The following is a 26,115-nucleotide window of genomic DNA, read 5'->3' on the forward strand; positions in this document are numbered from 1 at the left end:
CCACGCGCTCCACGTCCATAAGCTGGCGTTTAGCCGACGTGAATTGGGTCTACCTGAATGCGCAGTGGCAGCTCGTCCTTACGGGCGCTGCGCGCAGCGTTGGCGTTGCGCAGCGCCGTGCCCAGCTGTGAGCGCGGCCCCAACGGGGTGCGGATGAGTGCCCTTTGTGGCGGCCCAAAGCGCTGTTCGTCATACTCACCGGGCAGGGTGACTCCGGGCGGAAGCGGGACCGGGCCCAGGATCTCAGCATGCTCAGGCAGCTCTGCAATCGAAAGAAAGTGATCCAGTGCGGCATCCGCTCCATCCACGGCTGCCATATGCACGGCCGGTGGGAAGCGCACTTCCCGACGCCCCGCCAGCTCAGCGCGCGCTGCTGCCACCATGTCCCAATTCACTAAATATTGGACAACTGCTAACGCCTCATCCGCAGCGATAATCACTTCCCCGCCTTTGGAGTGCGGGCTCACCAAGGTCGCTGCCGCAGCCCACTTGGCCAGGGCCTCTTCGGTTGCGCGCAGATCCTGACGATTGAGCAGCGTGGCAGCTTCTAGCAGCAGCGCCGCGCCATAATGACCGCCGTCCGCAACATGGGGTTCCGCACCGGGAGTCGCAATGACAAGTGCCGGCTCCCCTGGCACTTCATCGATGACCTTGTTACCGCCAGACATGACAATCCGCGTGCTTGGAAAGGCGCGACCCAGCTCTTCCGCCGTACGCTCCGAGCCCAATACGATGGCGCGCAGGCGCGGCGAGCCGCATTCCGTGCACCGGAACTTGGAGTCGATGCGCCCGCACCACGTACAGGTTGGCAGGGATGCTTGGCCCTCATGCCCACCGTGCGAATCACCCGGCAGGCCAAGCGGACCGTTGCAATGGCGGCACCTTGCCGGGGCGCGGCAATTCCCGCATGCCAGGATGGGCGCGTAGCCCTTGCGCGGGACCTGCACGAGAACTGGTTCGCCGCGGTCGAGGGCACGACGCGCGGCTTGGTATGCAGGACCGCTTAGCGACGTCGTTCCGCCCTGCAGGTCACGCGCCACCTGGAATCCGAAGGCTCCGACCGGCGTGATCGCAGGACGCCGCGCCGAAAGCGTCGACTCACTCGGCACTAGGTCGTGCGCCCACCCCGACTCCACCAGGAGCTGCGTCTCCGCGGTGCGCGAATGACCGGCCAAAATAAGGCTGCATCCCTCCAACGCAGAGCGCGTGGTGAGCACCTCGCGCGCATGTACGTAGGGCTTGAGATTATCCACGAGATTGTCGTCGCCATCGTCCACGATGACGGCAAGGCGCAGATTCGCCACCGGAGCAAAAGCCGCAGACCGCGTGCCGATGACGATGCGTGCCTGGCCTACCAAGGCTGACAGATAGCGCCGGTACCTAGCCTGCGGGCCAGTGGCGTTGCCGAGCACGGTTACCTGTTTAGCCGCGACTATCTCGCGCAGCGCACGCTCGAGCTTGTCGACGTCACGTTGATCCGGCACCACGATGAGCGAGCCGCCTCCGTCTACCGCGATTTTTGCAACCAAAGCAGCCAGCGCTGCCGCCCAATCATCGCCGGGTGCTACCTGCCAGGCAGCGCGCGCAATGACGCCGCCTAGCACTGTATCCACGAAAGACTCGCCGAACTGATACGCGGACCAGCTGGACAGATCGGGTTCGCTGGCGTCTCCCAGCTCCTCCCACGGCGTCGACAAGTCTGATTCTTCCGCCTTGGCATGACGCGGAGGGATAGCGGAACGAATGATGTCGGAGCGAACTCCCCCGTACCGGGCAGCAAGCGATTCGACGAGTTGTGAGAGCTGCGCTGGATAAACTGCAAAGGGTGAGATCACTCGGTCGAGATAGCGCAGCTCGCCCGCGAACTCCGAGTCGTTGCGGCGCTCAAGAACGATGGCGTCGCTAAGCCGCCCATTGAAGCGGATACGTACGCGAACCCCAGGCTGTGCAGCCTCCGATTGTTCCTCGTCCACGCGGTAGTCGAACCCACGATCTAAGTGAGCAACCCCTAAAAGAGGCAACACCCGCGCGACCGGTTTGTGGGCGGCGGGTGTTCTCTTCGGCATAGGCTCAGATTCTACAGGCCAGCTGCCTTTCGCAATGCGGCGGCACGGGAGGTCGACTCCCATGGCAGGTCAACGTCGGTACGACCGAAGTGGCCGTAGGCCGCAGTCTGCCGGTAGATAGGACGCAACAGATCGAGATCACGGATGATGGCCGCCGGGCGAAGGTCGAAGACTTCGTTGACTGCCGCTTGAATAGCGGCGTCGCTGAGCCCCTGATGTGCGGTGCCGAACGTCTCGACGTACAGGCCCACCGGCTTCGCACGGCCGATGGCGTAGGCCACTTGCACCTCGGCCCGATCGGCGAGTCCTGCGGCGACGATATTCTTAGCCACCCAACGCATTGCGTAAGCTGCGGAGCGGTCAACCTTACTCGGATCCTTGCCAGAGAAGGCACCGCCGCCGTGGCGGGCCATGCCTCCATAGGTGTCAACGATGATCTTGCGGCCAGTAAGACCCGCATCGCCCATTGGGCCGCCGAGGATGAAGGATCCGGAAGGGTTAACCAGCAAGGTGGTTTCTTCGCCGTAGTACTTTTCCAAGCCAGCATCCTGGATGACCCACTCGACGACGTGCTTGCGCAGCTGTTCCTCAAGCCACTTCTGGGTCACGTCTTGGTCATGCTGGGTGGAAATGACGATGGTGTCTAAGTGCGAAGGAACGTTGTTGTCGTCATAGGCGAAAGTCACCTGGGTCTTGCCGTCTGGGCGGAGGTGATCAACGATCTTCTCCTTGCGCACCTCGCTGAGGCGGCGGGAAAGACGGTGCGCCAGAGCGATGGGCAGCGGCATGAACTCGGCGGTCTCGTTGGTGGCGTAGCCGAACATCAGGCCTTGGTCGCCGGCGCCTGCGGAGTCATTCTCCTCATCAAAGTCGTCACCGCGATCGCGGGCCTCGGTAGAGGTGTCGACGCCGGCGCCGATTTCCTGGGACTGCTCGCCAATGGCGACGTTTACGCCACAGGTATGTCCGTCGAATCCGACGTCAGAAGAGGTAAAGCCGATGTCCGTGAGAGTCTTGCGCACCAATTGCGGGATCTCGACATAGCCGGTGGTGCGGACCTCACCTACTACGTGGACCTGGCCGGTGGTGACTAGGGTCTCGACGGCGACGCGAGCATGCGGGTCCTTCTCGAGCAGCGCGTCGAGGATGGTGTCGGAGATTGCGTCGCAAATCTTATCCGGGTGTCCCTCAGTCACAGACTCACTGGTGAACAAACGGGTAGCCGGTGCATGGTTAACAGTCACAAATATTCCTTAGTGCAGAAAGAAGTGCTTATTTAGCGTTCATTGCATGGTTCTGGCCCCAAGCTTTAACAACTAGCCAGCATAGACCAAGCGGTCTATTAATGCAATTAGGCCGGTCTACTAGCTGAGGATTTGATTCACAGCATCCAGGATCTGCGCTGCGACCACATGCTTTGAGCCATGGGCAACGACTTGCGGCTCGCTATCCCGGCGTAGAATCCACCCTTCGCTGGTGGTCTGGCCGAAGACCTTGCCCTCGCCCACTTCGTTAGCCATGAGTACATCGCAACCCTTGCGTTCAAACTTCGCTTGCGCGAACTCCAAAGCCGTATGGGTGGAATCGCCAGTCTCGGCTGCAAAGCCGACGATGACGACGCCTTCTTTGAGCTCTCCTGCTGCACGCTGGGCCACCAGCCCCTTGAGGACATCGGGATTTTCCACGAGCTGGAGTGAGGAGAGAGCGTCGTCAGCCGTGCCCTTTTTCATCTTTGAGTCGGCGACAAGCGCTGGCCGGTAGTCAGCGACGGCTGCGGCCATGATGATGACGTCGGCGTCCTTCGATTCCTCAGCCATTGCAGCCTCTAGGTCTGCGGTAGAGACCACGTTTCGGATTTTGGCTCCGGATGGCACAGGAAGCTCAGCGGTATTTCCGGCCACGATGACTACCTCTGCCCCGCGCTGCGCTGCAATCTCGGCTAACGCAAAGCCTTGGCGCCCAGAAGAGCGGTTGCCGAGGTAGCGCACTGGGTCTAGGTTCTCCTGGGTGCCTCCCGCGGAGATGACGACCTTCTTGCTTGTCCAATCATGCGGGATACGGTAGCCGTCTAGCTCAGTGCGCACGAGCTCCGCGATCTGCGCAGGCTCAGGTAGACGGCCGGGGCCAGAATCCTTACCAGTAAGCCGTCCATGGGCAGGCTCCATGACTGTGATACCACGGCGACGCAGCGTAGCAACGTTTTCAACGGTGGCCGGATTGAGCCACATCTCGGTGTGCATGGCCGGTACTACGATGACCGGGCACGTGGCCACAAGCACGGTTGCTGTCAGCAGATCATCTGCGCGGCCTGCAGCGATTCGGGCGATGACATCTGCAGTAGCCGGCGCGATAACAACGGCATCAGCATGCTGGCCAATATTGACGTGCTGCACCTCATCGACGGCATCGAATACAGTTGTGGAGACGGGATTGCCGGAGAGCGCTTCGAAGGTTGCAGCGCCAACGAAGTTTAGCGCAGCGGGCGTTGGAACAACGCGGACTTCATCGCCGTGCTCTTTAAGGTCACGGACCAAGTGGCAAGCCTTGTAGGCAGCGATTCCGCCAGCCACGCCAACGACGATGCTACGCGGCTGCTTCGCCAGCTCCTGGCTGCTAGTAGGAGCCGCTAGATTCTCAATTGCGTCAGTCACCCGCCCGAGTCTACAGGGTGGTACTCCACGCACTTGAACATGCCGAAGGCCCCCAATCACATCGGGTGATGCGAGCGGGGGCCTTAACGGGAGAAAGCTTACTTGCCTTCCTCGTGGTCGAGGAGGCCAGCTTCAATCTCACGAAGAGCGATGGAAAGCGGCTTCTCGCCGGCCTCAGGAGTTACCAGAGGTCCAACGAACTCGAAGACGCCCTCATCCTGCTCTTGGTAGTAGCTGTTGATCTGGCGCGCGCGCTTTGCGGCGAAGATCACCAGTGCGTACTTGGAAGAGACCTTGTCGAGGAGCTCATCGATCGGAGGGGCGGTAATGCCCGTTGGCGGATCGAATACTGGCTCTGGCTTCTGGGCCTCAGTATTAGCAGGGGTGGTCACGTTAGTCACATGCACCTTTACTTCACTTGGAAATGGTCAAAATCTAGTTCTATCCCTGCAGGATATCACTAATTGCTGCCACGGCGTCATCAAGATTTTCATTGACAACCACGTGGTCGAACTCGTCTTGAGCGGCAAGTTCCGCGTGTGCGGTTTCTAGCCTGCGGTCGATGACATCCTGCGGCTCCGTTCCACGACCGGTCAAGCGCTCAACGAGCACTTCCCAGGATGGTGGCGCCAAGAACACGGTTTTTGCCTCAGGCAAAGCCGCCTTGACGTTGCGAGCCCCTTCCAGATCTACCTCGACAAGCACGGGGCGACCAGCTGCCATTGCCTCTTGTACAGGACGGGCAGGAGTGCCGGAGCGCTGCAGGCCACCGTGGATTTCTGCCCATTCGAGCATCTCCCCGGCGTCGATACGCTGTTGGAAGGTTTCAGGAGTAACGAAGAAATAGTCAACCCCGTCCTGCTCACCAGGTCGGGGTTGACGCGTCGTCATTGAGACGCTGAAGTACAGCTTGTCGACGTCATTGCGCAGGCGCGAAACTACAGTGGACTTACCCACCGCGGACGGCCCAGCCAGAACGACTAGGCGACCGCGTGTAGTTGCGTCAGACATCGCGACTCTTATTCGCCGTAGCCGAAGCGCTCGAGCAGAGCACGGCGCTGGCGATCACCGAGGCCGCGCAGACGACGGGTCTGAGCAATCTCGAGATCTTCCATGATTTCCTTAGCCTTGACCTTGCCAACCTTCGGCAGAGCCTCGAGGAGCGCGGAGACCTTGGTCTTGCCGATGATCTCATCGGTCTCAGCCTTGTCCAGAACGTCCTTCAGGTTGGTCTCGCCGCGCTTCAGCGCAGCCTTGAGCTCAGCGCGAGCCTTGCGAGCCTCAGCAGCCTTTGCGAGAGCTTCCTTGCGCTGCTCATCAGTCAACTTGGGAAGGGCCACGGGTTTCCTCCGATTTCATTAGATCGATAATTTACGTCCAGTAAGTCTTACCAGATTCCGGCCGCAATAACGGGAGCGAATCCCTTGATGCCATGAGAACTCCCCGAGCTACAACCCTTGAGTAGAGCTCGGTTTTGCCACTTGGCGCGAACCGACTTCTGGCAATCCTAGCACTGGTGTTTACGCGATGACATTATTTGGGTCCAGTTTGGATGGAATTCCCGCACGTCATCGCGGTGCGTTTTACAAACTACCAGGTAAATGGCGGGCCTGTTAATCGGCCACACCACTTCCCTAAAAAGCAATCTCTGCCAGTGCTTCCTTCACGGCTTCCTGCAGGTCACGCACCTGAGGTCCGCGCGAGAGCACAGAGCGGGAAACATTTGCAAAACCAAGTTCCGGCGCTGCGATGGTGATTGCTTTCACGTCCTGTGCCGTGGCCCCTTGTGCTCCAACGCCAGGAAGCAGAACTGGACCCGCAAGCTGGTCAAGGACCGGTGGATGCTTTAATGTTGCACCAACGACTACTCCGACATTGCCAGCACGGCCTTCTGCTGCGTAAGACGCATTAATCGCAGCACATTGATTGACTACTCCCTGTGCCACCGTCACACCGTCAGCGTCCCTGATGGACTGGGAACTCACCGCTTCAGGATTGGAGGTCGCAGCGAGAACGAACACACCGCGTCCAGTCTCTTCCGCCAAGTCGAAGACTGGTTTAAGAGAGCCAACCCCCAAATACGGCGATACCGTGACCGCATCCGAAAGCAACGGTGAGGCCTCCCCTAACCAAGCATCAGCGTAGCCAGCCATGGTGGAACCGATATCACCGCGCTTTGCATCAGCAAGCGTCAGACATCCGGCCTCGCGTAGGCCCTGGAGTGTTTCTTCCAGTACTGCAAAGCCGGCGGAGCCGAAACGCTCAAAGAAGGCCACCTGCGGCTTAACCACGGCAACAGTGTCAGCAAATGCTTCCACACAGGTGCGAGCAAACGTCCGCAGACCGTCAACATCGTTGTTCAGGCCCCAGGCCTGCAGAAGGTGCGCGTGTGGGTCAACGCCTACGCACAGACGTCCACGCTCAGCCCCTGCAGCGACCAGCCGCTCACCAAAGGTCTTACTTGGTTGGACCATGCTCGAGCTCCTGGAGTGCACGGACCTCGAGGTCACCAACACGAAGCGCCTCGATACCCTGGACCGCTGCGGTTACGCCCTGCACAGTGGTGATAAGCGGCACGCCTACAGATACCGCAGCCGCGCGGATGTCGTAGCCATCGTGGCGTGCGGTACCAGAACCAGCTGGCGTATTGAGGATGAGGTCAATCTTGCCACCAAGGATTTGGTCCACGATGGATTCCTGGCCCTCTGCAGCCTCAGATACCTTGACTGCTACTTCACAGTCAATACCGTTGCGGCGCAGCATCTGCGCGGTTCCCGAGGTAGCGATGATGTTGTATCCCATGTAGGCCAGACGCTGGATCGGGAAGATGAGGGTGCGCTTGTCGCGGTTAGCCACCGAAACAAACACGTTGCCCTCAGTTGGCAGCGGGCCGAAGGCTGCCATCTCGCCCTTGGCATAAGCAGCACCGAAGTTGCTGGCAAGGCCCATGACCTCACCGGTGGACTTCATCTCCGGCGAAAGAAGGGTGTCAAGCAACTTGCCGTCTTCGCGGCGGAAGCGATTAAACGGCAGAACAGCTTCCTTAACGGCGATCGGGTGTTCAATTGGCAGCGAGCCGCCATCGTAGTCAGTTGGAATCATTCCCTCAGCCTGCAGGCTGGCGATAGAATCGCCCAACATCACACGTGCGGCAGCCTTAGCTAGCGGGACGCCTGTTGCCTTAGAAACGAAAGGCACGGTACGCGATGCGCGCGGGTTAGCCTCGATTACGTAGAGGATGTCATCCTTCAGCGCGTACTGAACGTTCATCAAGCCCTTCACGCCGATGCCGTGTGCAAGGGCGCGAGTGGACTGACGGACCTTTTCAATGTCCTCAGGGCCCAGGGTCATAGGAGGCAGTGCGCAGGAGGAGTCACCGGAGTGAATACCGGCTTCCTCGATGTGCTCCATCACGCCGCCCAGGTAGACATCCTTGCCGTCGCAGAGCGCGTCGACGTCAATTTCGATTGCATTATCCAAGAAGCGGTCAACCAACACTGGGTGGTCGGAGGTGATTTCGGTGGCGCGCTCAATGTAATCGCGCAAGGAGGTCTCGTCGTACACGATCTCCATACCGCGGCCGCCCAAGACATAGGACGGACGGACCAAGACAGGGTATCCAATGCTGAGGGCAACAGAACGTGCCTCCTCGAAGGAGGTGGCGGTACCAAAGTCTGGTGCTGGCAGCTTTGCTTCAGCAAGTACCTTGCCGAACTCGCCGCGGTCCTCGGCCAGGTCGATTGCCGATGCGGAAGTACCAACGACTGGAACACCGGCCTGAGTCAGGCGCTCAGCAAGGCCCAGTGGAGTTTGTCCACCAAGCTGGACAATGACGCCAGCTACCGGGCCGGACTCGGATTCCGCATGGAATACCTCCATCACGTCTTCGAAGGTTAACGGTTCAAAGTAAAGGCGGTCAGCAGTGTCGTAGTCCGTGGACACGGTCTCAGGGTTGCAGTTAACCATGACGGTCTCGTAGCCCTGTGCGGACAGCTCGAGCGCTGCGTGAACACAGGAGTAGTCAAATTCGATGCCCTGGCCAATTCGGTTCGGGCCGGAGCCCAGGATGATGACTTTTCCTTTGCTGTCGTCCGGCGCCAGCCGGACCTCGGACTCAGCGTCTGGGTCGAGCTCGTAAGAGCTGTAGTGGTACGGAGTCTGTGCCTCGAACTCACCTGCACAGGTGTCGACGGTCTTGTACACCGGGCGAATGCCCAGGGACCAACGCAGGGAACGAACGCCATCCTCGCCCGCGAACTCAGGACGAAGCGCGGCAATCTGGGCGTCGGAAAGCCCGAAGACCTTTGCCTCACGCAGAAGCTCAGCATCGAGAACCGGCGCATTAACGAGTTCTGCACGGAAATCAACGAGTGCCTTGAGCTCAGCAAGGAACCATGGGTCAATCTTGGAGTGCTCGTGGAGTTGCTCAACGGTAGCGCCCAAGCGGAAAGCTAGTTCGACGTCGTACATGCGGCCCTCAGTCGGGCGCTCGAGGTCCTTGAGGACTGCGTCCAGATCCTGAGCACGATCGCCTGCAAAGAATTCGTCAGGCTTGGTCCAGAACCCGTTAGGCTTGCTCTCGAGCGAACGCATCACCTTGTTGAGACCAGAGATGTAGTTGCGGCCGATGCCCATGGCCTCACCCACCGACTTCATGGTGGTGGTCAGGGTGTCATCTGCACCTGGGAACTTCTCGAAAGCAAAGCGAGGAGCCTTGACGATGACGTAGTCCAAGGTCGGTTCAAAGGCGGCCGGGGTAACACCCGTGATGTCGTTCTGAACCTCATCCAGCGTGTATCCAATGGCCAACTTTGCAGCCAACTTGGCGATGGGGAAGCCCGTTGCCTTGGAGGCAAGAGCGGAGGAACGAGACACACGCGGGTTCATCTCGATGACGATGATGCGGCCATCAACCGGGTTGACGGCGAACTGGATGTTGCAGCCGCCGGTGTCAACGCCGACCTCGCGAATAATCGCAATGCCGAGGTCACGCATCTTCTGGTACTCGCGGTCAGTCAGGGTCAGGGCTGGTGCCACGGTTACAGAGTCACCAGTGTGCACGCCCAATGCATCGACGTTTTCGATAGAAGCGATGACCACGACGTTATCGTCGCCGTCGCGCATCAGCTCGAGCTCAAATTCCTTCCAACCAAGGATGGATTCCTCAATGAGAACGTTGGCCTCGGGCGAAGCAGCCAGGCCGCCGCCTGCGATGCGGTCGAGATCTTCCTGGTTATAAGCCAGGCCAGAACCCAAACCACCCATGGTGAAGGAAGGACGCACGACTACCGGCAGGCCAAGGTCTGCAACGGTCTCGTGGACCTCGTCCATGTTGTGGCACACGCGGGAGCGCGCAGACTCGCCACCGATGGAGGCCACGATGTCCTTGAACTTCTGACGGTCCTCGCCGCGCTCGATAGCGTCAATGTCTGCACCAATGAGCTCGATACCGTACTTATCAAGAATGCCAGCGCGGTCGAGCTGCACGGCAGCGTTCAGCGCGGTTTGGCCGCCCAGGGTAGCCAGGACAGCATCAATCTTGTGGCCCTCTTCGAGCTCCTTGACGATGATCTTCTCAATGAAGACAGGGTCGATTGGCTCGACATAGGTGTGGTCGGCAAATTCCGGGTCGGTCATGATGGTGGCCGGGTTGGAGTTGACCAGGGTGACGCGCAGTCCTTCTTCTTTCAGGATGCGGCAGGCCTGGGTGCCCGAGTAGTCAAACTCACAAGCCTGACCAATGACGATCGGGCCGGAGCCGATAACCAGGACGTGGTTTACATCGTTGCGCTTTGGCATAAGTTTCTAATCCTCTTCCTGGTTCTTACTTGTTCGGGGTGTGCTCGGTCATCAGCTCAATGAACTGATTGAACAGCGGGTTGGCATCGTGAGGGCCGGCTGCCGATTCAGGGTGGTACTGCACGGAATAAGCCATACCGTCCTTGAGCGCCACGCCTTCAATGGTGTTGTCGTTAAGACAGGTGTGGGTCACGATGCCGCGACCGAAATCGGTGTCGAATTCCTCGCCAGCCGGATTCTCTTTGCCGGATGGGCTAGCGATAGCAAAACCGTGGTTCTGAGAGGTGATATCAATCTTGCCGGTCAGGTGATTCCGGACCGGAACGTTGATGCCACGGTGGCCGAACTTCATCTTGAAGGTGTCTAGGCCCAGGGCACGACCCAGAATCTGGTTACCGAAGCAGATTCCGAAGAAAGGCACGCGGGCGTCCAGAACATCGCGCACAACGACGACCATCTTGTCAGCGGTTGCTGGGTCACCAGGGCCGTTGGAAACGAAGACCCCGTCCGGGTTGTACTGTTTGATCTCCTCGTAAGGGGTGTTCGCCGGCACGACGATGGTCTCAATTCCGCGCTTAGCAAAGTTGGCCGGAGTCGCTGTCTTGACGCCCATATCGTAGGCAACAACGGTGAACTTCTTCTCCCCCTCTGCCGGAACGGTATAAGGCTCGTTAGTCGAGACCTCTGCCGAAAGGTCAAGACCTTCCATCGACGGCTGTCCCTTGACCTCAGCAAGCAACTCCTCGACAGGGCGCTCGGCTGCCTCGCCGCTGAACACGCCGGCGGCAATGGAACCGTAGTTGCGCAGGTGGCGAACTAGGGTGCGGGTGTCGATGCCGCGGATGCCGATAATGCCCTGGTTTTCCATCTCTTCGGAAAGTGAGCGCTCGGCACGCCAGTTAGACACGCGCTGTGCAAGGTCGCGGATAACCAAGCCCGCGACCCAGATCTTGTTGCCGTGGGACTCGTTGTCCTCGTCATTCCAGCCAGTGTTACCGATCTGTGGTGCGGCTGCAACCACAATCTGGCGGTGGTAGGACGGGTCCGTCAAGGTCTCCTGGTAACCGGTCATGGCGGTGGTAAACACTGCCTCGCCGAGTGTGGTGCCGGTGGCGCCGAACCCGTATCCACGGAAGGTACGACCGTCAGCCAGCACGAGAATTGCCGGGATCCTTGCCGGTTTGTTGTCAGTCACAATGTGGCCTTTCTCTGGCTCAAAAGATTTCCTAGGTTGCAAGATTACTTGCCTTCAGCTTCGTCTGCGCCGAGTTCATAAGTTACGGTGCCGCGCAGAATGGTGTGGGTGACGCGGGCGCCAAACTCCTCACCTTCATAAGGATTGTTTTCAGACTTCGAGGCAAGCTGCGTGGAATCAGATACCCACGGGTGCTCCGGGTCAACGATGGTCAGGTTCGCAGGCTCGCCAACCTCAATCGGACGACCATGACCTGGTAGCTTGGTGATCTCAGCTGGGCGCTCAGACATCACGCGGGCGACGAAACGCCAATCAGCGAGCCCAGTGGCAACGAAGATTTTCGCAATGACCGCCAGTGAAGACTCTAGGCCCAACATGCCAGGCTTCGCGTTCTCGAACTCCACACACTTGTCCTCCGAGCCATGCGGCGCATGGTCGGTTGCAACGACGTCGATAAGCCCATCGAGCAGGGCTTGGCGCAAAGCAAGGGTGTCACGCTCCTCGCGCAGCGGCGGGTTCACTCGGAACACACCGTCATAGGTCACGAGCTTCTCGTCGGTGAGCAGCAGGTGGTGCGGGGTGACCTCTGCGGTCAGCGGGATGTCCTGGCTCTTAGCCCACTTCAAAAGCTCCACCGTGCCTTCGGTCGAGGCGTGACAGATGTGCATACGGTTGCCGTAGTCACGGGCGAGCAGGGCGTCGCGGGCCACGATGGACTCCTCAGCCACGCGCGGCCAGCCACGCAGACCCAGCTTCGCGGCGGTCTCGCCCTCGTGCGCCGAAGCACCCTGGGTCATACGGTGATCCTCCGCGTGCTGCGCCAACAAGACATCCAACCCCTTGGCGTATTCCAGCGCGCGGCGCATCAGCTGCGGATCCTGGACGCACTTACCGTCGTCGGAGAACATGCGGACCTTCGCGTCAGAGCGCGCCATCATGCCGAACTCAGTAAGAGTCTTGCCCTCGAGGCCCTTGGTGATGGAACCCACCGGGTGAACGTCGCACAAGCCCAGTGCCTGCGACTTAGCCCAGACGGACTCAGCGATGATCGGCTGGTCAGTAACCGGAGTGGTGTTAGCCATGGTGAACACCGCAGTGAATCCACCCTTGGCGGCTGCCTTGGAACCGGTCTCGATGGTCTCGGTGTCCTCACGGCCAGGCTCGCGCAGGTGGACGTGCATGTCCACGAGGCCCGGCAGCAAGACGTTGCCCTGACCGTCGATGCTCTCATCGAAGGAGGTGTTGGATTCCAAGTTTGCTCCGATGGCAGCAATTACGCCGTTCTCAATAAGGAGCTGCACTGGCTCGCCTTCACCGTAAGGGCGAACGTTGGTCAGCAACAGACTCTTTTCCGCGGGGGCGGAAAGACGGCCGGTTTCTGGATAGTTAGTCATAAGTTGCTCTCCCCTTTTAGATTCCGGCGTTCTCGCCATTAGTCAGAAGTGTGAACAGCACTGCCATGCGCACGTGGACACCGTTGTTTACCTGCTGCAGAACCGCAGTCTGGTCATAGTCAGCAACCGCGTAATTGATCTCCATGCCACGGAGCATAGGACCTGGGTGCATGACGATGGCGTCCTTCTTCATCGCTGCAGCACGCGTCTTGGACAGCCCGTAGAGGTTGGCGTATTCGCGATGCGACGGGAAGAAGCCACCGTTCATGCGCTCAGCCTGAACGCGCAGCATCATCACAACGTCGGCGTCGGCAATCTCAGAGTCAAAATCATAGGAGACGTTCACCGGCCAGGTATCTACTCCGAAAGGCAAGAGGGTCGGCGGTGCCACAAGGGTGACCTCCGCGCCAAGCGTGGTCAGCAAATCAACATTGGAGCGGACCACGCGGGAGTGCAGGCAGTCACCAACGATCTTGACCTTGAGACCTGAGAAGTTTCCGTCCTTTAGACCAAGACGTTGACGCATAGTCAAGGCGTCGAGAAGCGCCTGCGTTGGGTGCTGGTGCGCACCATCGCCCGCGTTGATAACGGACGGGCCCTTGCCACCTGGTGCAACCCATTCGGAAAGCTGCTGAGCAGCTCCCGAAGATGGGTGGCGGATGATGATGGCGTCCGCGCCGATGGAGGAAAGAGTGAGGCCCGTGTCCTTGAGGGACTCACCCTTCTTCACTGACGACGTCGAGGCAGACAGGTTGATGACATCAGCAGACATCCACTTACCCGCGGTCTCAAACGAGGAACGGGTGCGAGTGGAGTTTTCATAGAACAGGGTAAAGACGGTACGGCCGCGCAGCGTCGGCAGCTTTTTAACCTCACGGCCGTCGAGAGCCTCGTGGAACCGGTCGGCTTCGTCGAGAAGGCCAACGATCTCGTCCTTGGACAGATCTGAAATGGACAGTAAGTGCTTCATTTAAGCCTCCGCGGTGGTGCGGGTCAGGACGACGGCGTCGCGGTCGTCAATATCAGCGTTGAAGACGGTGACGTCTTCGTCGCGTGCCGTAGGGATGTTCTTGCCCACGTAATCAGCGCGGATCGGAACCTGGCGGTGACCGCGATCAACGAGGACAGCGAGCTGGATGATGTCGGGGCGTCCCACGTCCGAGAGAGCATCAAGTGCCGCTCGAATCGTACGACCGGAGAACAAAACGTCATCAACCAAAATAACGGTTGCGCCGTTAATTCCTCCGTTAGGGATCTTGGTTGGCTGCAGGGCACGGTGCGGTTTGCTGTTGAGATCATCGCGGTAGAGCGTGATGTCCAACGAGCCCCATGGAACTTCCACCCCTGAAAATTCCTCAATTTTGGTTGCTAGGCGCATAGCCAATGGCACGCCACCAGAGGGAATGCCAAGGAGCACGACCCGAGGTGCGTCCTCAGAGTCGAGCGCCGTCTTTTCAATGATCTGGTGCGCGATGCGTGCGACAGTTCGCGCGACGTCATCAGAGCTCAACAGCTCATTTGACTCCGCGTTGGTGCCAGTTCCACTCATCGTGACCTCCTTCCCCGCCTCACGGTGCGGTCTTTAAAGGATGCCGGTAGATGTAATCGAGGGAAATCTGCCGCGGGATTGCGCAACAAACTCCACCTCGAATGGTATTGGATGTCTATGCTTAAAAGACAGCAATTACTTTAGCACTTCGGTGCCTAACTTGTGTGCACTTGCGCACGGTGAAACCACACAGCAGCACTCCGCGCTGCTAGCGTCGTGCATAGCTATCAAGAATTAGTTCGTTTGGTGCTGTTAAGGCGTTAATAAGGTAACCAAACAGATGAGAAGGAAGGCACAGGCCTAGTGAGTTTTTCGGCACAGCACGTGGTACCTGCCCCACGTGAGCAAGTATGGCAATGGCACGCCCGCCGAGGAGCCCTAGCGCGTCTTACTCCTCCATTCGTTTTCATGACGCCGCTCCAACAAGCCGAGTCCTTGGCAGACGGTACATCGATTCTCGGCCTGCCAGGCGGACTTAAATGGATCGCGCGGCATGACCTTTCGCGCTTCCAAACCGGAGTAAGTTTCACCGACGTCTGCCTGACCGCGCCAATGCGCTCCCTGGCTACATGGCGCCATGATCACCTTTTCAAAGACGAAAAGCAGGAAGGCGCCGAGGTCCCGTACACGCGGATCACGGATAACGTCGATACCCGCATTCCAGCCCACGCGATGAACTCCCTGTTCGCTTACCGCCAGCAGCAGCTCATCAAGGATTTTGAATTCCTTACGCAGCTCAAGGAGCTGGGACCGCATGCGCTACCCCCTGCAGTCGCTGAGCAACAAGCCGTCCGTCCGCTCGTCTTCGCTATTACCGGTTCCCGTGGCGGGGTGGGCCGTGCGTTGACTGCCCAGCTCACCACCGCTGGGCACCAGGTCAACCAACTTGTACGCGCCAACCCGAAGCCGGGCCAGCGTTTGTGGCGGCCACATCTGCCTTCACCTGAGCTCTTAGAAGGCGTAGATGTACTCATTCATCTCGCTGGCGAGCCGATCTTTGGGCGATTCAACAGCGCCCACAAGGCAGAGATTCGGGACTCCCGCGTGGGACCGACGCGCCTCCTGGCGCAGGTTGCAGCTCATACTCCAGGATTGAGCACCATGGTGTGCGCGTCTGCTATTGGTTTTTATGGATCTGACCGTGGCGATGAAGAGCTGACCGAAGCCGCACCGCGCGGCGAGGGATTCCTCGCCGATGTCGTAGAGGCCTGGGAAGATGCTTGTGCTCCTGCCCGGAACGCGGGAAAGCGGGTAGTAAATGTGCGCACCGGCATCGCTCTCTCTGGCAACACCGGCCTGCTCCCAATTCTGCGCGCCCTTTTCTCCACAGGACTCGGTGGCTCTTTCGGAAAAGGCGAATTTTGGTATAGCTGGATTGCACTCGATGATCTCACCGACATCTATTTCCGCGCCGCGGTAGATCCCCAACTTAACGGCGCTATCAACGCAGTCTCCCCCACCCCAATCCTTAACAAGGAGTTTGTGAGCGCATTGGGCGAGGAACTCAAACGGCCTGCTGTAGTGCCGATCCCCACGATCGGGCCGGCACTGCTTTTGGGCAAAGAAGGCGCGCGTGAGTTGGCCTTGGCCAACCAAAGGGTACTTCCCACAAAGCTTCAGCAGGTGCGTCATTCCTTCCGCTATGAAAGTGTCGATGCGGCCCTTGCACACGAGCTGGGCGGCGAAGAGCTGTGGGGGTCTAAGTCGCAGCGCGGGTGAGTAAACACATCACCTATCACTCCGGTACCCTTGGGTGAGTCGTCCAATTTGTTCACTAAGTACCAACGTGAGGATTGTAATCAGTGACTGATCAGCCCAACGGTCAACCCACCATCGTGCCAGACACCCCAATTGAGGCAGTGACTCTTGAGCGGGTGGCTGAAATCTTCGATTCAGAGAATCTGGAGTACCGCATCGAAGAGCAACCAGTATCTGAGGACCAGACGGTCCAGCTGCTGCGTACTGGTTTCTCGAATACCGCCATCGCATTGCAACTGCGCGGAAATACGCTCACTGCTGATTCTGTGTGGCGCGGTACTGTTCCTGCTTCTGAGGGGCCAAACCTCCTGATGCTGATCAACCAGTGGAATCAGACTCACTTTGCACCCACTTTCCGTTTCTTCGAAGGCCCGGAAAACACCCTGGCTGTTTCCGGCGTTCGAGAACTAGACATCACGCACGGCGCGTCGCGTAACCAGCTTGGTGCCTTCGTGATGTCCACTTTGGACGCCATCTTGCAGTCCTTCGCGTGGATGGAAGAACAGTACCCGCAGCTCGTAACCTGGGAGGAGCACCAGAATGACTAATCAAGCCGCCGCTCAGCCGCAGGTCGATCTAGACCGCGTTATTGAAGCCATGAAGACCTTCGACATTGAACTAACTGCAGTCGAAGGCCGCGATGACGCGGCTACCGCTAACCTAAACGGCCTACCATGCCTTTTTGCAGTCCTAGACTCAGTGACCATCGTCCGCTGCGATGTTCCTACCGATGCTTCTTATGCAAAAGCCGACGCCGGTCTTTTCTTGGCTGCTAATCAAATCAACTCCGTCGCGTTAGGTGCACGCGCAGTCATCACCGAGCACGAAGGACTCCTCGTGGTCCGGACCGAGCGGGATATTGCTTGCGCCGCTGGAATGTCCGATGAGCAACTCGCTGCTTCGTTGAAAGTAGCTGTTGACGGCGTTATTGGCGCCCAGGACGCCATGGTGGCTTCCGCAGAAGAGATGGCGAAGTTGGGGTCCGAGACAGCGGCGAAGGCCGGCGAGGATTCCTAGCCTCTACAACGCAGCTTAAGCGCCCCAAGCCTAAGTTCTCACCGTTTTCCGAGGGAGGCCAATGCGCCTCCCTCCTTTTATCCTCCATTGATAAAGAAGGCATCTTTCGTGGCTATCAAGTCCACTTCCAACCAATCTCTCGCATCCCCAGACCTGCATCAAATTAAGCCGGTCAATATCCACCGTCTCGCAGAGCTTTTTGAATTGCTTGAAGCAGACTATGTCTTGGTAGACAAGGTCAGCGAGTCCGGCAGCGACGGCGACCTTGATGACACCGCCGAGAAGCACGCTGAAAAGAACACTGAAAAGAACACTGAAAAGAACACTGAGAGCAGCACAGGCCCCTCGCTTGGCGACGCCCTTGTACTGCAAACCGGTCTTCCCCACATCACGATCCATTTTGATCTAGAGGACGATGTGCTTAGTGCCTTTGCGGTGTGGGAGGGCAGAATTCCAGCCCGCGCTGAGGCGAAAGTAGGAGCATTCGTCTCCCACTTCAACTGGAACATGGCCGCCCCGACGCTAAGCTATGACTTCCGGGTCAAAGGCAATGGCGCCCCCACAGATAAGGAACCCACGGAAGAGATTGCCATCTGCGCCAACCGCGCCATGGGCGTCGGCGAAGGTCTCACCCGCAACCAGCTCGGCAGCTTCGTGCTGAGCGCCTTGGATAGCTTCGGCTCCGCGTTCGAAACTGTGGCTCAGGAGTTTCCACAGTCTGTGAAGTGGCAGGAGAAAGAAAATGTGCACCAGTCCCCTGCTGCGCGCAAGAAAGGTCAAGGCCGCTAATGTCGAACAATAACGTTGACCCATTTCAACTCTTCGGTGAGCTGTCGTTTCCTGCTGTGACCGTTCAGCGCACCGCCAAGCAATTGGGCACCCCTGAACTCAACATGGACCCGGTTGAGAATCCTGACTTTCCGGATTCACTTAGCGGCAAGCTCAACAATCTTGACTGGGTGATTTCGGTTGCGGAGGATCTGGTCAAGCTGGAGTGCATCTTGCCCACCACGCTGTCCTACGAGGATGTCGCCCAAGTCCTGCAAGTGATCACGAACGAACACAACGCATCAGCTTTTGATGGCCGCGCGCTGCTCGGTCAAACCGAAGAAGGCATGATTGAGCTGCGTGGCGACGCCAGCTTTGTCACCACCGCCGGCATGAATGATGATCAGCTCTTTCACGCGCTGAATCTCGCCATCATCGCAGCTCAGGATGCCCTCTTTAGTTCCCTGGACCGCTTCAACGCCTTCGCGCTGGCCGTCAAAGAGGCCGATGAGCAAGGGGGCAACTAGCCCACTGGCTCTGTCGCCTCTTCGGCGTCGCGAATGCGCGGCCTTTCGGCCTCTGGGTCGAAGCCATGATCGAAGGGGCCACGAGTCGATTTCAAAGACTCAGCAAGCCGCGCACCAACGCACTGAACGCGCCCAATGACGCCACGCTCAAAGACAGCATGCGCGCCTTTTCGCGCGGGACGTGGCGAGCGATGCGCTTGCCCACCGTAATGCCGATGAACATGCCCAGCACGCCAGCTGGCCAAATGAGCCACGTGACATCGGAGAATCCCCCGGCACCAACAAGCAACTTCGTCGTCACGGAGAATAGCCCGCCGACGAAGAAGCACGGCTGCAACGTCGCGGCGTAGACGGCTTGCGGCCAGCGAGCAGCCTGCGCATAAACCGTGATCACTGGACCAGCCACACCCGCTAGTGTGTTGGTAAAGCCACCGATAACGCCGGCAGACAGGGCCGGGCCAATTCCGTTCATCTCCGGCACGAATTTCTTACCAAAAGTCACTACGCCCAGTGCCACGAGCAAAGCCGTACCGACCAAGACGAGCAGCACCGCCGAGTCAATGTTTGCGACCAGCAATGCCGCTGGTATTGCGCCCAGAACCATTACCGGTGCGATACTCAGGAACTTCTTCCAGTCTACGTTCGCGCGCATCGAATACGTGGTGAGCAGCGCATTGACCACCGCCAAAACGTTGATCACCATGATTCCTTGGACTGGTCCCAACAGCAGAGTTAGGATCGGTCCACCAACAAGACCCAGACCCATGCCTGAGACGCGCTGGAGGCACGACCCAAGCGCTACCGTCGCTAGGATCGCTAATGGAATCCACATCATTGTGCGTACTTCTCCACCACGGCTCGTCCTACGTGTTCAGGGAACATACCCGTCACGTCACCGCCAAACTTCGCCACCTGTTTGCACAACGAGGAGCTGATGTAACCGTACTTCTCGTCGGTTAGCAGAAAAATCGTATCGATCCCAGAAAGCCGGCGGTTCATCTGCGCCATCGGCAGCTCGTACTCGTAGTCGAGCGAGGAACGCAGGCCCTTAACCAAGGTGTCGATGCCATGCGCAGTGGTGTAGTCCACCAGCAGCCCCGACCACCAGTCGACCTTGATGCGGGAATCGAAGGTCTCGCGGATAAAGTCCACGCGTTCCTCAACGCTAAACAGGCCTGAAGGCTTGTCCGGATTGGCGGTCACCAGAACCGTCACCTCATCGAACATCACAGCCGCACGGTTGATGATGTCTACGTGGCCCAAGGTGATCGGGTCGAATGAACCCGGGCATACCGCTTTAGTGGTCAACTTCTATTCCTCTTCCTCGCTGGCATTGCCGTTCGGCTCAGTCTCGAGTGCTCGATGATAAATAGCCATGTCAAAGCGGGCGATGCCAAACGTACGCTTTTTCAGTTTCTGTCCGGTCGGCTCAAAGCCCTTCGGCCAAACGGGTTCGGGGCTATCAACGTGACGCTCGATGACCACTATCGCGGCGTCGTCAAGCACTGGCTCAATCGCCGCAAGCAAGCCATCGACGTCGTCAAAAGCGTACGGAGGATCCGCGAGTACCATGTCGAAGTATTTGCGCGGAGCGGATGCCAGGTACGTCGAGGCTTTCATCGCGCGGACAGTCACCCGCGGGTGCTTGACGACGCCCATGTTGTGCTGGATGACCTTTACGGCCGCCGGACTCGATTCAACGAGCACGACCTCCTCTGCCCCACGGCTCGCGGCTTCCAAGCCCAGTGCACCCGAGCCTGCAAACAGATCTAGAACGCGACTATCGGCAAAACCCCACCGCACGTTGAGCGAAGAAAACAGTCCTTCGCGTGCACGGTCGGAGGTCGGTCGAGTGCCGGACTCGGGCACCTTTATGCTGCGCCCACGCGCCTCGCCTGCAATGATTCTGGTCATCGTTCCTCCCCAATATTTGCGAGCGCATCCCCGCCATAAACACTGGCATAGTCTTCCTGGGACAACTCGGCGACGATACCTGGCCCCGGCACCACAACAGGCGCTTCGAGCTTGGTCGCCTCCACCGTCGCTATCACTTGTCCTGCCGCGACGTGCTCGCCCACGCGTACGTGATAGCGCACGGTGCCGGCGAAGGGGGCGCAAATAATCATGGCTTCTAGGTTAGCGCCTAAAGCGGGGCATCATTCAACCGGCTGCACTATCCGCCGGGAAAACTAATTCTTCTCCAAATATTCCTGCTCACTTTGGCTCAGATTTTTAGTGAGCTCATGCGCCAGTTGCGGATTGCGCTGCACTAAAGCGAAAGCATCATCATGTGTGCGCTCGACGATGTCCCTATCCTGAGCCAAGTCCAATAGCTTAAGGGAACGTTGCGTGCCCGACTGCACTGTGCCCAAGATGTCACCCTCGTGGCGTTGCTTTAAGTCCAACTCAGCGAGCTCGAAGCCGGAGGTGGTGTCCGCGATCTGCATGATGCGTTTAAAGGTCGGAGTGTTTTCCGCAGCCATGGTGTGAAATAAACAAATGGAGGCGTTGCCTCCACGACCCACACGTCCGCGCAGCTGGTGGAGCTGAGATACTCCAAAGTTCTCTGACTCGCGGATGAGCATCACCGTGGCATTGGGTACGTCCACACCCACCTCAATCACAGTCGTGGAGACCAGCACATCAGTCTCGCCTCGGCTAAAGCGATTCATGACTTCTTCTTTGTCGGCCGTCCTGCCGTGCAGTATGTCCACGGTTAGCCCCTGCAGCGGTCCACTTTCCAGTTGTTCTGCTACCTCGAGAACCCCACCCTCGCCTTCGATACGGGGGCACACGATATAGGCCTGATGGCCGGCCGCAACCTCCTCGCGGATGCGAGCCAAGGCGCGCTGCACCCAGGCGGGGGCCCATTCGGGAACCACATTCGATTGAATAGGTTTGCGCCCACCCGGCAGCTCCTTGAGCGTAGAGACCGCAAGATCGCCGAACACGGTCATGGCAATCGTGCGCGGAATCGGCGTCGCCGTCATCACCAATAGGTGTGGGCTAATTCCCTCCCTGGTTTTATTGCGCAGGCTGTCGCGCTGCTCGACTCCGAAGCGGTGTTGCTCGTCGACCACCACAAGGCCTAAGTCAAAGAACTCGACGGTGTCCTGGATTATCGCGTGTGTGCCGATAACGATGTCGGCCTCACCCGAGACAATGTCCAATAACGCTTGGCGCTTTTGTGCTGTACGCATAGAACCGGTCAACAAGGTAACGGTTACTCCAGCAGGGACGCTGGCGCTAATCGACGCCGCGTGTTGCGCCGCGAGGACCTCCGTCGGGGCAAGAAGTGCTGCCTGTTTGCCGGCATCGACGGCTTGGAGCATCGCGCAGGTTGCAACCATGGTCTTGCCCGAGCCGACCTCGCCTTGTAGCAGGCGCATCATTGGCAGCGTGCCGGAGAGATCCGCGTCGATCTCGCCGATGACCTGGCGTTGGCCTGCTGTGAGCTCGAAAGGCAGGTTAGCCAGCAACTCGTCACGATATCCCTCAAGAATGGCGGGCATGGCCACCGCAGTGCGCGCCTGGCTATCGCGCTGCCGCAGTGCCATAACAATACCGATGGACAGCGCCTCGTTGTACTTCAGCCGCTGGATAGCGCGTTCAGGGCCAGCGGCCGTGGGCTGATGAATCTCGCGCACAGCCTGATCCAGGCTCACCATCATGCGATAGTCCAATGGTTCAGGAATCGGCGGCGTATGTGCCAAGACCATGTGAATGGCGCCCATGATGTACCACGAGGTGACCTTACCGCTGGCCGGATACACAGGGATCCACTCCTGCTCGAGCAGCTGCTCGAGTTGGCCAAACTGCGAGAGGTTGCGCAGCGAGCCCGTGGCCTTGAGCTTGGGGCCACTTGCTGAATCGTCGACGTCGTAAAGCGCATCGCTCTGCCCGCCGGCATCGATGATGACAAAGTCAGGATGCTGAAGCTGTGGCTGACCGCGGAAGTACTTGAGCTTGCCACTGAGCATCAAGCGCATGCCCTGGCGCAAAACTCGCGTCAGGTAATGGGCGTTGAAAAAGGTGGCGGTGATGCCGTTATCCATCGACAATGTCAGCAGGAAAGCCTTGCCCGTGTTGCGCTGCTGGAGGCGCAATACTTGGCCGGTGACGGTGACGTAGTCGCCCTCATTGGCGCCGCCTAGGCCTACTTCCTTGTTGTGGCGGATGTAGTCGCGCGGATAATGGCTAAGCAGCTGCCCGCAGGTGGTGTACCCAAAGGCCTTTTTGATTTTGGCGGCATCCTTCGCAGGCAAGACATCCTTTAATAGCCGATCATCTTGCCAGCCCAACATGCCTACTCCACCCCAATTTCAGTAGTGATTCCGCCTACGTGAATCGCAACGACTTCTACGTCGAGCTCATCGCTCAACTCAGCGTCGCTGAGCTCAACACCAGACAGGATAGTCACTTGTTCCCCGCCCCCGGCGAGCAGCTCCCGGCTCTTGGCGATGATTGCCTCCACTGACTCTTCATCTGGGCTATCTACCCGCATGGAACGCGCGGCGTCGCGCATGACTGACACCATGGAGTCGGTATCCGGGTTATCTGGCTCGTAGACCGAAATCGCAGCGAGTCCGGCCACCAGGGAGGCGGTGGGCACAACGCGGGCATCGCCGGCGTCACCACCGTAGCCGTTGGGCAGATAGATGTCCTGCGCCGCCGAGGTCTCCACGACCTCATCAGGACGCACGATCCGGGCACCAACGGTCTCGAATAGCGCGGCTACAGGACCAGCTGGCGCAACGGCGAAGATGGTGCGCGTTTCCGCTTCAGCTTCCGCTTGTGCTTGTGCTTCAGGAAGAACCTCGAGGCGCAGGCTGCTTACTGCTCCAGCTGCGAAAGCCATCTCAATGACAGGGCCCGCCTCGCGGGTGTGAATGTGAACGGTGCCAGCGTCTTCGGTTGCGCGCGCTACGACCAAGCTGTTGCCGTGCGGCGCCAAGATCTGCTCGAGCGCAACCAAATCACCTTCGAAGAAGAAGACCACCTCGAGCTCAGCCTCTACCTCTTCAATAGCCTCAGCATCGCGAACGGCACCGCCCTCGATCTCGGCCAAGAGTGTCTCGAGCAGGATGACGAATCCAGTTCCTCCTGCATCGACCACTCCAGCCTCGCGGAGGACCGCCAGCTGGGTGGGTGTTTTCTCTAGCGCTTCGCGCGCAGCGGTGATGGTATCAACCAAGATTTCATGGAGCTGAACACCAGGGCGCTGGGCGGATTCCTCCGCTGCAGCTGCTGCTGCACGAAGCACCGAGATGACCGTTCCTTCGACTGGGCGCGCAATCGCTCTCTCAACGAGTCGAACTGCCAGGCTCAACGCCTCTGCCAGTGTTTGGCCATCCACCCGGGAGTCCACGGTTGAGTCGGCAACGCCACGGAGCACCTGCGAGAGCACCATGCCGGAGTTGCCGCGTGCACCACGCACCGAGCCGATAGCCAAAGCCTCGGCTACGTCGCCGCCCTTTTCCACCTCTGCGAGGGCGGCCTCCATGGTGTGCGCCATGTTTGAGCCGGTATCGGAGTCCGGGACCGGAAACACGTTAAGCGCATTGATCTCAGCTCTTCGATGGGAAAGCTCGCCGACGGTGCGGATCGCCCAATTGTGGAGACCGCGGGCATCTAACGAACTCGGGAAAGACATGCCGATTAGTTTACAAGTGCCAGTCGACACTCCGCGCGCCTTGGTCACTTAAATACGCATTGGTGCGGGAAAAGGGCCTAGAGCCAAAGAATCCTCGACGCGCAGAAAGCGGCGACGGGTGCGGCGACTCGATTCGCGGAACGTCGGGTAAAAATGCGCCGCACGCCTGGGCATCCTTACCCCATAAGATCGCCACCATTGGCTGTTTATTCAGGGCTTTAATCGCAGCCTCCGTGATGTGCTGCCACCCCAAATTCCGGTGCGAACCAGCATCACCTGGCGCAACGGTGAGAACGCGGTTGAGCATCAGAACCCCTTGCTCCTGCCACGCGCTCAGGTCCCCATCGGCCTTAGGCGCGATGCCCAGATCGGCCTCCAACTCGGCATAAATGTTACGCAGCGAACGAGGCGCGGGAACACCGGGAGCCGTTGAGAATGCCTTCCCCATCGCATGCCCTGGCGTGGGGTAAGGGTCCTGCCCCACGATGAGAACCTTCACCTGCGGCAGCGGCAGGCTAAAAGCAGCAAACACGTAAGGAGGCGCAGGCAAGAACTCCTGGCCAGCCAATGCTTCTTCAATGCCTGGCAGGTAGCGCTCAAGCGCAAGTTCTAAGACTGGCAACCATGACTCATCGATAACCGAGGTATCGAAGAGCTGACTGTGTAATGCTTTAATGTCCTATCCCCTCTCTTCACGCGTGAACGTCTCTTCACGCGTGACCGTGCTAGAGACTTTGCCATCCTGAGGCATAACGAGGCTTATTCCCGTCGATGGTGAGCCCGGTACCACGGTTGACCGTTCCGATAACGCGGAAGCCCGAAGGAGCGTCCTTCTGCGTCGTGGCCACAAGAGTGTGGTCTTCCCCACCGGTCAGGACCCATTCCCACGGGTCTATACCGAGAACTGCTCCGGCCGTCACCAACAAAGAGTCCGGCGCAATAGCGTGGGAGTTCAGGTCAATGTGGACATTCGACTGCTTCGCCATCGTGCCGATATCGGGCACCAAGCCATCCGAGTTATCAGTCATGGCGGTTGCACCGGTTGCCCGCGCAATCACGCCGCGGCCCGGCTTTAGCCAAGGATTGCAGTGGGCGTCGATAAGCGGCCACAGCTCTTCGTGTTCGGGCGGTAAATCTCTGCCAAACTCCTGGAGCAACGCAAGCCCCGCAGCCGAATAGCCAATCTTGCCGTGGCTGACCACCTTTTGACCCGGCCGCGCTCCTGACAAGACCAAGGGCTCTTGGCTGCCACCCAAGGAACCGATTGCAGTCACTGTAATGACTAGTTCCTTGGAACGCGTTAGGTCGCCGCCCACCAGCTCAGCGTTATAAAAAGCACAGCGCAGACCGATTCCCTCGGCTATCCCTCGCACGAAGTTAACTGGAGTATCCGCAGGCGCTGCAATAGCTAGTAGGGCTGCCGTGGGGCGCGCACCCATTGCTTCAACATCCGCAAAGTTGCGCAGAATGGCTTTTTGACCAATCTCGTTGGGAGTTGACCAATCGCGCCGGAAATGCCGCCCTTCGACCATCATGTCGGTCGATGCCACGGTCCGGGAATTCGGTGTGGCGGGATACATCACTGCCGCGTCGTCGCCATTGAGGGCACTCGGCGCCGCTGCGATGATCTCACCGATGACATAGTGTTCCCCTGCTTGCCCGAGAGTGTGAGACAAATGCACGATTGCCTTTCTCATGGGGTTTGAGTTTGTACTTCTACGACGCGTTAGGATAAACG

At 58.9% G+C, this 26,115-nt stretch carries 25 protein-coding genes; 5 read left to right on the forward strand and 20 right to left on the reverse strand.

Annotation, left to right across the window (positions count from 1 at the left end; all coding sequences use genetic code 11):
• Positions 1-29: 29 nt before the first annotated feature.
• The 12 genes from I6I72_RS00795 to pyrR all read right to left on the reverse strand — a co-directional run bounded on the left by I6I72_RS00795 (position 30) and on the right by pyrR (position 14,654).
• Positions 30-2,066: a primosomal protein N' gene (locus I6I72_RS00795; protein WP_049151708.1), complete on the reverse strand. Its 2,037-nt coding sequence runs from the start codon at positions 2,064-2,066 to the stop codon at positions 30-32.
• Positions 2,067-2,077: 11 nt separating this feature from the next.
• Positions 2,078-3,310 carry a methionine adenosyltransferase gene (metK, locus tag I6I72_RS00800; RefSeq protein WP_049151709.1) on the reverse strand — a complete coding sequence of 411 codons (1,233 nt, stop codon included), beginning with the start codon at positions 3,308-3,310 and terminating at the stop codon, positions 2,078-2,080.
• 120 nt (positions 3,311-3,430) lie between these two features.
• Entirely contained in the window at positions 3,431-4,669 is a 1,239-nt protein-coding gene (gene coaBC / locus I6I72_RS00805) for a bifunctional phosphopantothenoylcysteine decarboxylase/phosphopantothenate--cysteine ligase CoaBC (protein ID WP_049191675.1), read from the reverse strand.
• 146 nt (positions 4,670-4,815) lie between these two features.
• The gene (gene rpoZ / locus I6I72_RS00810) at positions 4,816-5,118 is read right to left on the reverse strand and encodes a DNA-directed RNA polymerase subunit omega (RefSeq protein ID WP_005531648.1); all 303 of its coding nucleotides are present in this window, start codon (positions 5,116-5,118) and stop codon (positions 4,816-4,818) included.
• A 40-nt stretch (positions 5,119-5,158) separates the two neighbouring features.
• A complete protein-coding gene (gene gmk, locus I6I72_RS00815; protein WP_005531650.1) occupies positions 5,159-5,728 on the reverse strand; it encodes a guanylate kinase in 570 nt (189 codons plus the stop codon).
• A gap of 8 nt (positions 5,729-5,736) precedes the next feature.
• Positions 5,737-6,057 (reverse strand): integration host factor, actinobacterial type, encoded by a 321-nt coding sequence (gene mihF / locus I6I72_RS00820; protein WP_005531652.1) that lies wholly within the window; start codon positions 6,055-6,057, stop codon positions 5,737-5,739.
• 294 nt (positions 6,058-6,351) lie between these two features.
• Positions 6,352-7,191, reverse strand: a complete 840-nt coding sequence (gene pyrF, locus I6I72_RS00825; protein WP_070508563.1) for an orotidine-5'-phosphate decarboxylase — start codon at positions 7,189-7,191, stop codon at positions 6,352-6,354.
• Positions 7,175-10,516 carry a carbamoyl-phosphate synthase large subunit gene (carB, locus tag I6I72_RS00830; RefSeq protein ID WP_070508562.1) on the reverse strand — a complete coding sequence of 1,114 codons (3,342 nt, stop codon included), beginning with the start codon at positions 10,514-10,516 and terminating at the stop codon, positions 7,175-7,177. The genes pyrF and carB overlap by 17 nt, the downstream gene beginning before the upstream one ends.
• A gap of 25 nt (positions 10,517-10,541) precedes the next feature.
• Positions 10,542-11,711: a glutamine-hydrolyzing carbamoyl-phosphate synthase small subunit gene (gene carA / locus I6I72_RS00835; protein ID WP_049062358.1), complete on the reverse strand. Its 1,170-nt coding sequence runs from the start codon at positions 11,709-11,711 to the stop codon at positions 10,542-10,544.
• A 44-nt stretch (positions 11,712-11,755) separates the two neighbouring features.
• Positions 11,756-13,105 carry a dihydroorotase gene (locus I6I72_RS00840; RefSeq protein WP_049145867.1) on the reverse strand — a complete coding sequence of 450 codons (1,350 nt, stop codon included), beginning with the start codon at positions 13,103-13,105 and terminating at the stop codon, positions 11,756-11,758.
• A gap of 16 nt (positions 13,106-13,121) precedes the next feature.
• On the reverse strand, positions 13,122-14,075 hold the full coding sequence (locus tag I6I72_RS00845) for an aspartate carbamoyltransferase catalytic subunit (RefSeq protein WP_049151711.1): 954 nt from the start codon (positions 14,073-14,075) through the stop codon (positions 13,122-13,124).
• Positions 14,076-14,654 carry a bifunctional pyr operon transcriptional regulator/uracil phosphoribosyltransferase PyrR gene (gene pyrR / locus I6I72_RS00850; RefSeq protein ID WP_005531662.1) on the reverse strand — a complete coding sequence of 193 codons (579 nt, stop codon included), beginning with the start codon at positions 14,652-14,654 and terminating at the stop codon, positions 14,076-14,078.
• Between the two features lie 303 nt (positions 14,655-14,957).
• On the opposite strand from pyrR, the gene I6I72_RS00855 reads away from it, so the two are divergent.
• The 5 genes from I6I72_RS00855 to I6I72_RS00875 all read left to right on the forward strand — a co-directional run bounded on the left by I6I72_RS00855 (position 14,958) and on the right by I6I72_RS00875 (position 18,724).
• Positions 14,958-16,373, forward strand: a complete 1,416-nt coding sequence (locus I6I72_RS00855) for a TIGR01777 family oxidoreductase (protein WP_049151712.1) — start codon at positions 14,958-14,960, stop codon at positions 16,371-16,373.
• A gap of 83 nt (positions 16,374-16,456) precedes the next feature.
• Entirely contained in the window at positions 16,457-16,960 is a 504-nt protein-coding gene (locus tag I6I72_RS00860; RefSeq protein ID WP_005531666.1) for a YbjN domain-containing protein, read from the forward strand.
• Positions 16,953-17,429: a YbjN domain-containing protein gene (locus tag I6I72_RS00865; protein WP_005531668.1), complete on the forward strand. Its 477-nt coding sequence runs from the start codon at positions 16,953-16,955 to the stop codon at positions 17,427-17,429. The genes I6I72_RS00860 and I6I72_RS00865 overlap by 8 nt, the downstream gene beginning before the upstream one ends.
• A 108-nt stretch (positions 17,430-17,537) precedes the next feature.
• Positions 17,538-18,218 (forward strand): hypothetical protein, encoded by a 681-nt coding sequence (locus I6I72_RS00870; RefSeq protein ID WP_236592647.1) that lies wholly within the window; start codon positions 17,538-17,540, stop codon positions 18,216-18,218.
• Positions 18,218-18,724, forward strand: a complete 507-nt coding sequence (locus I6I72_RS00875) for a hypothetical protein (RefSeq protein WP_053084999.1) — start codon at positions 18,218-18,220, stop codon at positions 18,722-18,724. Before I6I72_RS00870 ends, I6I72_RS00875 begins: the two co-directional genes overlap by 1 nt.
• 91 nt (positions 18,725-18,815) lie before the next feature.
• Here I6I72_RS00875 and I6I72_RS00880 read toward each other — a convergent pair whose 3' ends face one another.
• The 8 genes from I6I72_RS00880 to I6I72_RS00915 all read right to left on the reverse strand — a co-directional run bounded on the left by I6I72_RS00880 (position 18,816) and on the right by I6I72_RS00915 (position 26,074).
• Positions 18,816-19,556: a sulfite exporter TauE/SafE family protein gene (locus I6I72_RS00880; protein WP_034657546.1), complete on the reverse strand. Its 741-nt coding sequence runs from the start codon at positions 19,554-19,556 to the stop codon at positions 18,816-18,818.
• Entirely contained in the window at positions 19,556-20,032 is a 477-nt protein-coding gene (gene coaD, locus I6I72_RS00885; RefSeq protein ID WP_049151714.1) for a pantetheine-phosphate adenylyltransferase, read from the reverse strand. The genes I6I72_RS00880 and coaD overlap by 1 nt, the downstream gene beginning before the upstream one ends.
• Before the next feature lie 3 nt (positions 20,033-20,035).
• Positions 20,036-20,638, reverse strand: a complete 603-nt coding sequence (gene rsmD, locus I6I72_RS00890; RefSeq protein ID WP_005531678.1) for a 16S rRNA (guanine(966)-N(2))-methyltransferase RsmD — start codon at positions 20,636-20,638, stop codon at positions 20,036-20,038.
• Positions 20,635-20,850: an acetyl-CoA carboxylase biotin carboxyl carrier protein subunit gene (locus I6I72_RS00895; protein ID WP_049145872.1), complete on the reverse strand. Its 216-nt coding sequence runs from the start codon at positions 20,848-20,850 to the stop codon at positions 20,635-20,637. Before I6I72_RS00895 ends, rsmD begins: the two co-directional genes overlap by 4 nt.
• Before the next feature lie 63 nt (positions 20,851-20,913).
• On the reverse strand, positions 20,914-23,028 hold the full coding sequence (locus tag I6I72_RS00900) for an ATP-dependent DNA helicase RecG (protein ID WP_049145874.1): 2,115 nt from the start codon (positions 23,026-23,028) through the stop codon (positions 20,914-20,916).
• Positions 23,029-23,030: 2 nt separating this feature from the next.
• The gene (locus I6I72_RS00905; RefSeq protein ID WP_049145876.1) at positions 23,031-24,377 is read right to left on the reverse strand and encodes a DAK2 domain-containing protein; all 1,347 of its coding nucleotides are present in this window, start codon (positions 24,375-24,377) and stop codon (positions 23,031-23,033) included.
• 10 nt (positions 24,378-24,387) lie between these two features.
• Positions 24,388-24,999, reverse strand: coding sequence for a uracil-DNA glycosylase (locus I6I72_RS00910; RefSeq protein WP_201807297.1), 612 nt, complete (start codon positions 24,997-24,999; stop codon positions 24,388-24,390).
• Positions 25,000-25,102: 103 nt separating this feature from the next.
• Positions 25,103-26,074 (reverse strand): thiamine-phosphate kinase, encoded by a 972-nt coding sequence (locus tag I6I72_RS00915; RefSeq protein WP_049151715.1) that lies wholly within the window; start codon positions 26,072-26,074, stop codon positions 25,103-25,105.
• Between the last annotated feature and the right edge of the window lie 41 nt (positions 26,075-26,115).

Origin of the sequence: Corynebacterium striatum (assembly GCF_016728105.1) — a bacterium.
Taxonomy (GTDB): domain Bacteria; phylum Actinomycetota; class Actinomycetes; order Mycobacteriales; family Mycobacteriaceae; genus Corynebacterium; species Corynebacterium striatum.

Bases quoted from the DNA above. Each gene is read 5' to 3' on its own strand.
- I6I72_RS00795 (WP_049151708.1), bottom strand. From the start codon at position 2,066: ATGCCGAAGAGAACACCCGCCGCCCACAAACCGGTCGCGCGGGTGTTG.
- gmk (WP_005531650.1), bottom strand. From the start codon at position 5,728: ATGTCTGACGCAACTACACGCGGTCGCCTAGTCGTTCTGGCTGGGCCG.
- pyrF (WP_070508563.1), bottom strand. From the start codon at position 7,191: ATGGTCCAACCAAGTAAGACCTTTGGTGAGCGGCTGGTCGCTGCAGGG.
- carB (WP_070508562.1), bottom strand. From the start codon at position 10,516: ATGCCAAAGCGCAACGATGTAAACCACGTCCTGGTTATCGGCTCCGGC.
- I6I72_RS00840 (WP_049145867.1), bottom strand. From the start codon at position 13,105: ATGACTAACTATCCAGAAACCGGCCGTCTTTCCGCCCCCGCGGAAAAG.
- I6I72_RS00845 (WP_049151711.1), bottom strand. From the start codon at position 14,075: ATGAAGCACTTACTGTCCATTTCAGATCTGTCCAAGGACGAGATCGTT.
- pyrR (WP_005531662.1), bottom strand. From the start codon at position 14,654: ATGAGTGGAACTGGCACCAACGCGGAGTCAAATGAGCTGTTGAGCTCT.
- I6I72_RS00865 (WP_005531668.1), top strand. From the start codon at position 16,953: ATGACTAATCAAGCCGCCGCTCAGCCGCAGGTCGATCTAGACCGCGTT.
- I6I72_RS00875 (WP_053084999.1), top strand. From the start codon at position 18,218: ATGTCGAACAATAACGTTGACCCATTTCAACTCTTCGGTGAGCTGTCG.
- I6I72_RS00880 (WP_034657546.1), bottom strand. From the start codon at position 19,556: ATGTGGATTCCATTAGCGATCCTAGCGACGGTAGCGCTTGGGTCGTGC.
- rsmD (WP_005531678.1), bottom strand. From the start codon at position 20,638: ATGACCAGAATCATTGCAGGCGAGGCGCGTGGGCGCAGCATAAAGGTG.
- I6I72_RS00895 (WP_049145872.1), bottom strand. From the start codon at position 20,850: ATGATTATTTGCGCCCCCTTCGCCGGCACCGTGCGCTATCACGTACGC.
- I6I72_RS00900 (WP_049145874.1), bottom strand. From the start codon at position 23,028: ATGTTGGGCTGGCAAGATGATCGGCTATTAAAGGATGTCTTGCCTGCG.
- I6I72_RS00905 (WP_049145876.1), bottom strand. From the start codon at position 24,377: ATGTCTTTCCCGAGTTCGTTAGATGCCCGCGGTCTCCACAATTGGGCG.
- I6I72_RS00915 (WP_049151715.1), bottom strand. From the start codon at position 26,074: ATGAGAAAGGCAATCGTGCATTTGTCTCACACTCTCGGGCAAGCAGGG.